This window comes from Phormidium pseudopriestleyi FRX01 (genome assembly GCF_017313335.1).
Taxonomy (GTDB): Bacteria; Cyanobacteriota; Cyanobacteriia; order Cyanobacteriales; family Laspinemataceae; genus Laspinema; species Laspinema pseudopriestleyi.
In genome coordinates this window covers 1-9,375 of sequence record NZ_JAFLQW010000144.1, presented here as the reverse complement: position 1 = coordinate 9,375, position 9,375 = coordinate 1, and the positions used below count along the sequence as shown (strand labels likewise).

Genomic DNA, 9,375 nt, shown 5'->3' with positions numbered 1-9,375 from the left:
GGGGGTATGGTTGCCCCCCGATTTTCCCTTTCGGGTTAAGTTAGCTTCAATAAGGTTTTAAGAGCTTGTTAGGCTGAAAGCACTGTCTCAGTGACCTTAAGACTGTTTAACTTTCAGCGACAGGGCAGGGAACTAGCTTCGCATCTCCTTGGTGTCGTGACTCAAAAAACGTAGTCAGTTAAGACGATAGCTGGTCAGGATAGGCTTGCGGGATTTCTCTTACAAGCCCCTAGCTTCAGCTATGGGGTTCCTGACGAATGCTCCTCGACCTTACTCAACTCCCCCATACTAATCGGAAGTAGGGAGTAAAGAACAGCTTTAATCATTATGCTGACAAATTTTCAAGTTATTAATCAAAAGAAAAGAAACCCAATTTCTGCGACTATCTCTGGCCCCAAAATCTTAATTTGACCTAATCTAAGGTTGGCGCACTCGATAAGTGCTATGACAATCTAAGCAGGTCTGTATAACCTTTGCATCCACTTCGATTATATCGAGTTTAGGTTGTTGATTGTTGACCCTGGGTTTGAGGGTTTCAAGATGAGTCTGAAAGTTAGCAATCCGTTGAGAAAAATTATCGGGTTCTTCCCAAATTGCCACTTCATATTCAGCTTGGGTGAGATCACCCCGTTTCAGTTTCACCGGCAGTTGTCGCACTTTTGGGGACTTCAGCGACACCCATTTTTTTGAGTTCCTGCAGGAGGAGGAGATAGCGATCGCACAGGTGAGAACCTACCTGATCCTGATTCATCCTTAAATTTTTAAGTCAACTATCATATATTAACGCTTTTGTCAAGCCGAGAAATCTAAATTCTTCATCCAACATCAACAGTCCCCAACTCGATCTAAAATGAGTGAATCATGGGTTCAGTGCTGTTCCTCACTGGGACCTACCTCAACCCGACCCTAGAGCCGTATATTAACCCCATAGATTTCCTCCATGAACTATCTCGTAGCCGTTTTATCAGACCGCATTCAGGCAGAAACCGCTTACTCTGTCCTCGAAGCAGAAGGCTTTCCCCTCAACCAAGTCTCTATTTTGGGTAGAGGTTATAAAAGTGCGGATGAATATGGCTTAATCGACCCCAACGAACAAGCAATTAAACAAAGTAAATTGATGGCAACTTGGCTGATTCCCTTTGGGTTTGTTGCTGGAATCATTTTTAGTGTCATTTCCGGTTTACAAACCTTTAGTTGGGCCGGTGAAATTGGCAATCATGTCGTAGGGGGATTCTGTGGTGCAGTTGCTGGTGCAATGGGCAGTTTTTTTGTCGGAGGCGGTGCCGGAGTTGCCTTCGGCAGTGGCGATGCCTTACCCTATCGCAATCGCCTCAATCGCGGTAAATACTTGGTTGTTGTTAATGGTTCCCCCCGGGCAATTAATCAAGCCAGTCTGATTTTGCGGAAGCTCGATTTGGAAGGTTTGCAAAGCTACTTAGAAGAGTAAAAATAGCGGCTATTTTTAGGACTTGGTAAATCCAGAAACGACTGAAGTCGTTACTATAGCGACCCTAAATCATTTTGACAATGGATCTAAGCCCGAGACCCTAGGAGTGCGTTGGCGCCGCAAGTGCGGAACGCACAAACATCTTGCTCGCTTTCTTTATGTCAAATTCATTTAGACGCGCTATACAAACGGGGAGAATACCTATTTAGTGGTTTCTTTAGGGGTTTGTATTACGAATTCAGTCATTTCAAAAGCTGCCTATCTGGATTAGATAGTTTTAAGCTACCCAGTCGCCATCCTGTTCTCCAAAGGTCAAGTGAGCAATTAGACCAACTCGTTGTAAGGCTCGTTCTAAGGCTTGATTAATCGGAAACCGATCGCTCCCTAGAGAGGGGTCAATATTAGCCAATTCGGTTGCAACTTCTCCAAAATTCGGTGCACTCATCCCCGAGGCGATCGCCTTTTTTGCCCCTTCTACTTCTTCCGGAATCGTCTGCTTTTGCCGGATACAGGCAGCCAATTCCGGATTCCCCAGCTTATTCTTCACCGTCGCGAAGGCGAACAATCGGCAGAGGGTGGGTCGCCAGGGATAAACACTACAGCGCCCATTCCCTGGAATAAACGGATCCGGGCGATAAAATACACAAGATTCGGACCCATCAAGGGTAGAAAGGCGTTCTAAATGAGCTGCCGCTTCTCCAGTCCGCCATAACTCTAGGGCCAGGGGCATCATTTCTAGGACTGTTGCCTCGACTTCCGGATTTTCGCAGCATTTGCCACATCCGGGGGGACAGTGCAATCCAGTTGCTGCTTGAAATGCTGCGGTGTCAGTCTCAATGCGATCGGATAACGCGACTATCTGTGGGATGACTTCACTGTTCATACATTTTAAAAACTCCAATCCCAGTTAAGGGGAGAAAAAGAGCCATCTCTAATATTTAGCTTAGGTGGGACAAGATTGGGTCAACTGGAGGGAGAATTTTTTGGCCAGAACCTGATGCGATCGCCTGATTCGGGTCAGAGTTGAGGTCCATGACCCCAATCTGAAGAGATGACTCAAGGGAACCCTTCAAAAAGTTGCCTGATCGGAAATCCTGGCCCTTTCCTGTCAACCGGCGAGTCCAAAGGATAAAATAAACCCTAGTGTTAAGAAAGAATTACTGCCAGAATGCTGCCAAGGGAAGAATTATTAAAAGGGGTTGAAAATCGTGAGCAAATGGCTCGTATCCTCGATCTGGCCGATCGCGCGATTAAAACCTGGGAAGTAGCGGTGACGGATTTTCTTTCGCCGATTGAACTAATGGAAACCCAGACGGCGTTTAATCGCCTAACTGAGGTTCATTTGGTAGCATTTGGGGGATATCCCCAGGCGGAACGACAACGGGTGGCGATCGCCCGCATAGATTTGCCTTTAGATGCCACCACTGTACCCTTAACAGCGTTAGAAATTGCCGGTAACTTTTTGTTTGATTCAGCCAGTCATCGGGACTTTTTAGGGTCTATCTTAGGGACCGGCATTGTTCGCGAAAAAGTCGGAGATATTATTGTCCTTGGAGAACGAGGTGCACAGGCGATCGTCTCACCGGATCTGGTGGAATTTTTGGAGATGAGTTTAACTCAGGTGCGATCGGTCCCGGTGAAAACCCAGCGCATCGAGTTGGGGGAGTTGAAAATTCGCGAACCCAAAAAGAAAGAGTTAACCACCGTAGAGGCATCCATGCGCTTAGATGCGATCGCCTCCGCTGGATTCGGGATGTCTCGCAGCAAAATGGCTGATTTAATTAATAGCGGGGATGTCCGCGTTAACTGGAAAGACATCTCTCAAACCAGTTACCAAGTTAAACCCAACGATTTAATCGCCATTCGCGGCAAAGGACGCCTGGAAGTGGGAGAAGTTCAAGTTACGAAAAAAGAACGTTATCGCATTCAGCTTACCCGCTATTTGTAAGACATGGGGACAATGGGGGAATTGACGGGAGTTTAATTGATAACTGAACAGTCAACCCTCCCAATTTGTGGATCCACTTAAAATGATTTAGAGATGCAAGGAATCTTTTTTTCTGTCTCTTCAATTTATTCCCTATTATTTAAGCCCTGATTACTTTTGAGCCTTGGTTGAGTAAAAATATCTTAGATTTATATCGGGCAAATACACTGTAAATTGTTTGGAAAATCCTTTAGAAACGCCTGAAAAATTGGCGATCGCCTCCTCAGTGACAATTGAAGGGTCTGACCCCTCACTCCGGGTTAAAATCATGTCATACTGTCAAAAAAACAGGGGTATCCTGCGTTGACCATTCGGGAATAATCGCTGCTATGGTACGCCTATTTCAAGAGTTTCTTGATCAAACCCACGAATCTAAAAAATTAAATCACAGTAGGAGACCTGTGTTTGCCAAGTTCTTGCGCCAGATTCAGAAAAAACTGCCCGATTTGACGGGGGTAGCGGTGGTTGGGATGGCAACCCTTTGTACCTCCGGTTTTGTGCTGGGAGTCCGGCAACTCGGCGGTTTCCAACATGGAGAACTGATGGTTTTTGATCGGCTAATGCAGTGGCGTGCCGATGAAGGCCCAGATCCTCGGATTGCGATCGTAGAGATTTCTGAAGAAGACATCCAGGCCGAGGGATGGCCCTTATCCGATCGCACCCTGGCCCAGGCATTGGAGAATTTGCAACAGTATCAACCCGTGGCGATCGGCTTGGACCTGTATCGGGACCTACCCCAACCCCCAGGACATCCTGAACTACTCAAAGAATTAGACGCCCCGAATATCATCGCCATTAGAAACGATTCCCCCGGGGTCAACCCACCCCCAAGTGTCCCAGCAGAACGCATCGGCTTTAATGACTTGGTAAGCGATCCCGATGGACCGATTCGCCGCAATTTAATTAGCTTCGTACTCAATGGGAAAACTAACCTTTCTTTTTCCCTCCAACTGGCGATGCTATATCTAGGGGACCAGGGTGTTTTTCCTCAACCCAGTGAAACCCAACCCGGTCAAATCGTTTGGGGAAAAGCGGTATTAGCGCCATTGCAGTCCAACTCTGGGGGTTATACCCACCTCGATGCTCAAGGCTTCCAGATTCTACTCAATTATCGGTCTCGAAAGGAGGTAGCCCCGTCGATTCCCTTGTCTGAAGTCCTGGCCGATCGCCTAGAACCCAAATGGATCCGGGATAAAATTATTGTCATCGGGACCACCGCCCCAAGTATCAAAGATGTACACCAGACCCCCTATAGTTCGGTAGAGAACAATCCCTTTATGCCCGGGGTATTGATTCATGCCCAAATGCTCAGTCAATTGGTGAGTGCCGTCTTAGACGGGCGGCCTTTATTTTGGGTGTGGCCGGAGTGGGCCGAAGTGCTCTGGGTGATAGGCTGGATCACCGTGGGAGGAAGTACCGCTTGGCTAATTCGCCATCCCTTAATTTTGCCCGTGGTCACTGGGGCCTGCGCTGGGACTTTATTTTTAGCCAGTTGCATTCTGTTTACCCAAGCCGGTTGGGTGCCGGTGGTGACACCTCTGGTTGGTTTGGCGATCGCCGTAGGAGGGGTGGTTGCGTTTCGGGCTTACCAGTCCGGACAGCAACAGCAGATCGTCATGAAACTCTTAGGACAAAATGCCTCTCCAGAAATTGCCGAAGCACTTTGGGAAAACCGCGATCGCCTGCTCAAAGATGGCAAACTTCCCGGGCAAAAACTGACCGCCACCATGTTATTTACCGACCTCAAAGACTTCAGCACTATCTCGGAACAAATGCCCCCCGAAGCCCTCCTGGAGTGGTTAAATGAATACTTGGACGTTCTGAGTCAAGTGGTCCAAGAACATCAAGGAATTATTAACAAATTTACCGGGGATGGCATTATGGCGGCGTTTGGGGTTCCCCTGCCTCGTCAGTCCAGTGCAGATATCGCCCGGGATGCCCGCAATGCTGTCGCCTCGGGTCTGGCAATGGCCGATCGCCTCCAAGAACTCAACCGCAACTGGCAAAAACGTGGCCTCCCCGTGATTCAGATGCGGGTCGGAATTTTTACCGGGGCTGTGGTTGCGGGTAGCCTAGGCGGAAAGGAACGTCAAGAATACGGCATTATCGGCGATAGCGTTAACATCGCTTCTCGCTTAGAAAGCTGTGAAAAAGACCGTCAATCCAGTATTTGTCGCGTACTCATCGCCCACGAAACTCTCATTCATATCCAAGACGAGTTTTTTGTGGAACACTGGGGACCCTTGGCCCTCAAAGGGAAACAGCAAACCGTTGATGTTTACCGGGTGGTCGCTCGTCGCCACCCGACTCCCTAGAGGGTCGGTCACCTCTGGGGAAGACAACCCGGGATTCTGTACAAAATTTTTGCCTAGTCCTAACTTTTTCTGGGGCAGAAACCCGGTTTCTTGTCCTGTGGCTCTAAAAACCCATGCCCCAGAGACACCCTCCCCAATTCGGCGAACTCTATTCTGGAGGATTGCCCAATCTCCAAAATCATGAGCAATCTGGGAGGAACATTTCTCTAAATAATGCGTCACTACTGGATAGACTTTTTAATATTTTCAACGAAATGTTAATATTTTAGAATCCCATCCCATCGGAATGGTCTGGACTTAGGACTTGATTTGAACGGGCTTTAATCCCGGATGAGCCTGGGAATGGCTGCCCTCGTTAGGGGAAGTCTGAAGGCAACCGACTCAACCGGGACAAAACTGTGAAATGATCACTAGGGTAGGGCGGGTGGAACTGAAAAATTTGGACAAACAGAGTTGTGGCGATCGCCCCGGTTCAATGCCAGGATAATAGAAAGAGTAATTTTTTGATGCCTTGATTGCCCAAAAAATGTTTATAGAAAGCTCTTTTGAGCGATCGCGAGGGCAGAGCTTATGACATAAGTCACAGTCTGATTACATAGAACTACTACAATTAATTTAGTCATTACCAAGAATCGGCGTAAAGCCCCCGGATTTATCCGTGGGGATATGAGCCGACCGTGTTAAAATAGTAAAAGCGAGTAAGAATAATCATCGGCGTGGTTGTTGCATTCACGTCTTCGGTGAAATTCCGGCACAGTAAGTCACTACTGCCTTGATCCGCAAGCCTATACAACTGGCAAGCAATATCAGAATGCAGAGCGTACCTATCTGGCTTAGTGGTGAATTCCGAAAGCCAGAACAATAAAGAAGTAAGCCAAATTGCATCATCTCTTTTCTTTTAGGGATAGTTGTTATAATGGTCTAGAGGGATACTTGAATGTCCCGCTGTCGCCCTTTGAGGTAGGCAGGAATCCCTCGGCTTTAGACGTGGTACGGTTCAAACTGAATCCAATCAATCTATACTAAGAAGGGAGAACCGAATATGATTAATACAAAATATTGGACTCCATCAATACTGGTTAGTATTGCAGTCGGTCTGCAATTATTAACCGGGGGAGACATACCGACATCCGCCGCCGAATTTGTCCCCCCGGATAATGTAGGCGCACCGAGAGGGCGGGTTGGCGGAGGCACCCGGGGCGGAAGTCCCTTTGATATCGTGACTCCTGGGGCTCCCGGACGACGGATTGGAGGGGGTAGTCGAGGCTGTAGCGTCACCGGCGATGGCCCGACCGATCAGGCGTTAACAGCGTTGATCCCGGAAACCACGATGGGATTAACCGTAGAAGCCTATCCCACATTCTTTTGGTATTTACCACCGACTTCAGCCACGGGGGTAGAATTCGTGCTGATGGATGAAAAGGGTGAAAAAGTCATTTACGAAACTACATTTCGCACGAAAGGTGAAGCGGGAATCGTTAGCTTGAACCTGCCGGAAAATGCGAGTCTCCCCCCATTAGAAATTAATAACAGTTATCTCTGGTATTTTTCTATTATTTGTAACCCAGAAGATCGGGCGGCAGATGTTTATGTCCAAGGGTGGATTCGCCGAATAGAAGCCAGCGCAGGCTTAACGGAACAGTTAGCCACCACCACCTCGGACCTAGAACGTGCGCAAGTTTATGCTCGCAACGGCATTTGGCATGAGGCAATCTCTATGCTGGCTCAACTGCGCCGGAGTAATCCCAATAATGCCGACATTAGAAGTGAGTGGCAAGAACTGATCACTTCTATTGAGCTCCAAAATGTAGCGGAAGTCCCCCTAGTTGAAGAGATAACCGTCGAAGTCCAGGAGGATCAACAAAGCCTTTCCACAGAACCCAACTCGGAAATTAACCGATGAAAGGGACTATTCTCAAGGGGGTCTTTTGAAGGATGAAGGATGAAGGATGAATTTTTTCCTTCTCCTCCATCCTCCCCCTCTTACCCCTTTCGGGAGTGATGAAAATTAAGGCTGAAGCTCCCTCAGAAGCGCCTCGACTTTTTCCAATCTTTCATTTTCATCCTGCTGCTGATAAAGCTCTTGGGCTTTTTTCAATTGCTCGATCGCCTCCAAAATGCGATCGCGTCCTCTTAAAGCCAGGGCGAGATTATAATAAACATCACCATTGTCTGGAGCCAGTTCTATTAATCGACGATAGGCGACGATCGCCTGTAAATAGTCTTCCTGTTGCAGATGAATCGCGGCGATCGCCGCGTGGGGTTCTACTAAATCAGGCGCTAAACTCGCTGCTCTTTGATAAGTGACTAGGGCTTCAATCATCTGACCCTGGTCCTGAAGCAGTTTGCCGATCGCTAACTGAAGTTGGGCATTTCTGGGTTCGAGTTGTGCCGCTTGTTTAAACGTTTCCAAGGCTTCATTCGTGTTTCCTTGAGTCAGAAACGCCACCCCTAAAATCATTTGAATACTGCCTTGTCGGGGAGCCAACGCTGCGGCTTGTTGGAGTGCTGTAACTGCCTCATCAATCCGTCCCTGCTGGAGTAACGCCGTCCCAATCGACTCGTAGGCTTGCCAGTATCTCGTATCGCGACTGGTCACCTGTTGAAACGCCTGTAATGCTCCATCATAGTCTTCTTGGCGCAACAAAACCACACCTAACCCAATTTGAGCGTTGAGGTTCTCCGGATCCAGTTGTGCCGCTCGTCGGTAGGCGATGGATGCCGCCTCGTTATTCCCCAAATTTGCCAAGGCATAACCGAGAGCATATTGGAAATCTGCATTCTCCGGTTCCAGAGAAGTCGCCTGCTGAAAAGCATTCACTGCGGCTTCAAAGTTTTGCTGGGTGGCTTGTAAAAAGCCGATTCCCGAAAAAATCCGCGCGTTGTCACCATCTAAGTTGGCAGCTTGTAAATAAACCTGGATGGCGTTGGCGTAATCTCCGGCATCCACAAATTCTCGCCCTTGTCGCAACAGTTCATTAATCTCGCGGTTGAGATTCTGATCATTTTGGGCCGCCTGCGCTAACAATAGAGGTTCGGTTGCCCCCAGGGTAACCGACGGGGTGATGATGCTGATTCCTCCTAACAACAGGAGACTCACGAATAAAGGGTTCAGTTTTTGCACGGCCTAACTTCTCTTGTTTTACGAATTAAGTGCTAGAGATTACAAGAATGCTTCTCTGTTACCGGGAACAGAGAAACCCACAGGAGACCCCTTGCCACCCCTGGGGGGAAGAGACTGGTTCACTTTTTCCAGAGCGATTGGAGGAGCCAGGAGCAAGGTAACCTCTCGGGATTCTGATTCTAACAACAATGGATCTCATTTTAAAGATGGGGTTCTAGAATCCTATTCTAGGGATTTTAACGGCATAAGTCGGAGTTGATCCCAATCAACTCAGAAATTTTTGGGGAAGGATTCAAGATGGGATTGCCGGAAGCATCGAATCGGGTCAGAAACTGTTTCTACGCAGGGATATAAGGGGCGATCGCACCAGGGTCAAAACACAAGAGAAACACGGTAGGGCTGGTAGCCTCGCGCTCTAAAGATGCTATGTGGAAAGCCCACACGAGCGGTTTTAACCGCCTACACTGTAGTCCAACCATGATGAGGGTCGTTAATGTAGCGC

The 9,375-nt window shown here is 48.1% G+C and carries 8 protein-coding genes; 4 read left to right on the top strand and 4 right to left on the bottom strand.

Annotated features, from left to right (window positions below):
- Positions 1-417: 417 nt before the first annotated feature.
- Both J0895_RS05510 and J0895_RS26260 read right to left on the bottom strand, forming a co-directional pair.
- Positions 418-642, bottom strand: a complete 225-nt coding sequence (locus tag J0895_RS05510; protein WP_340643458.1) for a cytochrome c — start codon at positions 640-642, stop codon at positions 418-420.
- Positions 623-751, bottom strand: a complete 129-nt coding sequence (locus tag J0895_RS26260; protein WP_277989786.1) for a hypothetical protein — start codon at positions 749-751, stop codon at positions 623-625. The genes J0895_RS05510 and J0895_RS26260 overlap by 20 nt, the downstream gene beginning before the upstream one ends.
- Before the next feature lie 189 nt (positions 752-940).
- Between J0895_RS26260 and J0895_RS05505 the strand changes: the two genes are divergently transcribed.
- Positions 941-1,447, top strand: coding sequence for a hypothetical protein (locus tag J0895_RS05505; RefSeq protein ID WP_207087117.1), 507 nt, complete (start codon positions 941-943; stop codon positions 1,445-1,447).
- A gap of 277 nt (positions 1,448-1,724) precedes the next feature.
- On the opposite strand, the gene J0895_RS05500 is transcribed toward J0895_RS05505, so the two are convergent.
- On the bottom strand, positions 1,725-2,330 hold the full coding sequence (locus J0895_RS05500) for a YkgJ family cysteine cluster protein (protein WP_207087116.1): 606 nt from the start codon (positions 2,328-2,330) through the stop codon (positions 1,725-1,727).
- Between the two features lie 285 nt (positions 2,331-2,615).
- On the opposite strand from J0895_RS05500, the gene J0895_RS05495 reads away from it, so the two are divergent.
- The 3 genes from J0895_RS05495 to J0895_RS05485 all read left to right on the top strand — a co-directional run bounded on the left by J0895_RS05495 (position 2,616) and on the right by J0895_RS05485 (position 7,652).
- On the top strand, positions 2,616-3,395 hold the full coding sequence (locus J0895_RS05495; RefSeq protein WP_207087115.1) for a photosystem II electron transport protein, Sll1252 family: 780 nt from the start codon (positions 2,616-2,618) through the stop codon (positions 3,393-3,395).
- Between the two features lie 440 nt (positions 3,396-3,835).
- On the top strand, positions 3,836-5,749 hold the full coding sequence (locus tag J0895_RS05490) for a CHASE2 domain-containing protein (RefSeq protein ID WP_340643457.1): 1,914 nt from the start codon (positions 3,836-3,838) through the stop codon (positions 5,747-5,749).
- Positions 5,750-6,791: 1,042 nt separating this feature from the next.
- Entirely contained in the window at positions 6,792-7,652 is an 861-nt protein-coding gene (locus tag J0895_RS05485) for a DUF928 domain-containing protein (protein WP_207087113.1), read from the top strand.
- Between the two features lie 105 nt (positions 7,653-7,757).
- Here J0895_RS05485 and J0895_RS05480 read toward each other — a convergent pair whose 3' ends face one another.
- Positions 7,758-8,873 carry a tetratricopeptide repeat protein gene (locus J0895_RS05480; RefSeq protein WP_207087112.1) on the bottom strand — a complete coding sequence of 372 codons (1,116 nt, stop codon included), beginning with the start codon at positions 8,871-8,873 and terminating at the stop codon, positions 7,758-7,760.
- Positions 8,874-9,375: the final 502 nt, after the last annotated feature.

Excerpts from the sequence above, each read along its gene's own strand:
- J0895_RS26260 (WP_277989786.1), bottom strand. The coding sequence starts at position 751 with ATGAATCAGGATCAGGTAGGTTCTCACCTGTGCGATCGCTATCTCCTC.
- J0895_RS05505 (WP_207087117.1), top strand. The coding sequence starts at position 941 with ATGAACTATCTCGTAGCCGTTTTATCAGACCGCATTCAGGCAGAAACC.
- J0895_RS05500 (WP_207087116.1), bottom strand. The coding sequence starts at position 2,330 with ATGAACAGTGAAGTCATCCCACAGATAGTCGCGTTATCCGATCGCATT.
- J0895_RS05495 (WP_207087115.1), top strand. The coding sequence starts at position 2,616 with ATGCTGCCAAGGGAAGAATTATTAAAAGGGGTTGAAAATCGTGAGCAA.
- J0895_RS05485 (WP_207087113.1), top strand. The coding sequence starts at position 6,792 with ATGATTAATACAAAATATTGGACTCCATCAATACTGGTTAGTATTGCA.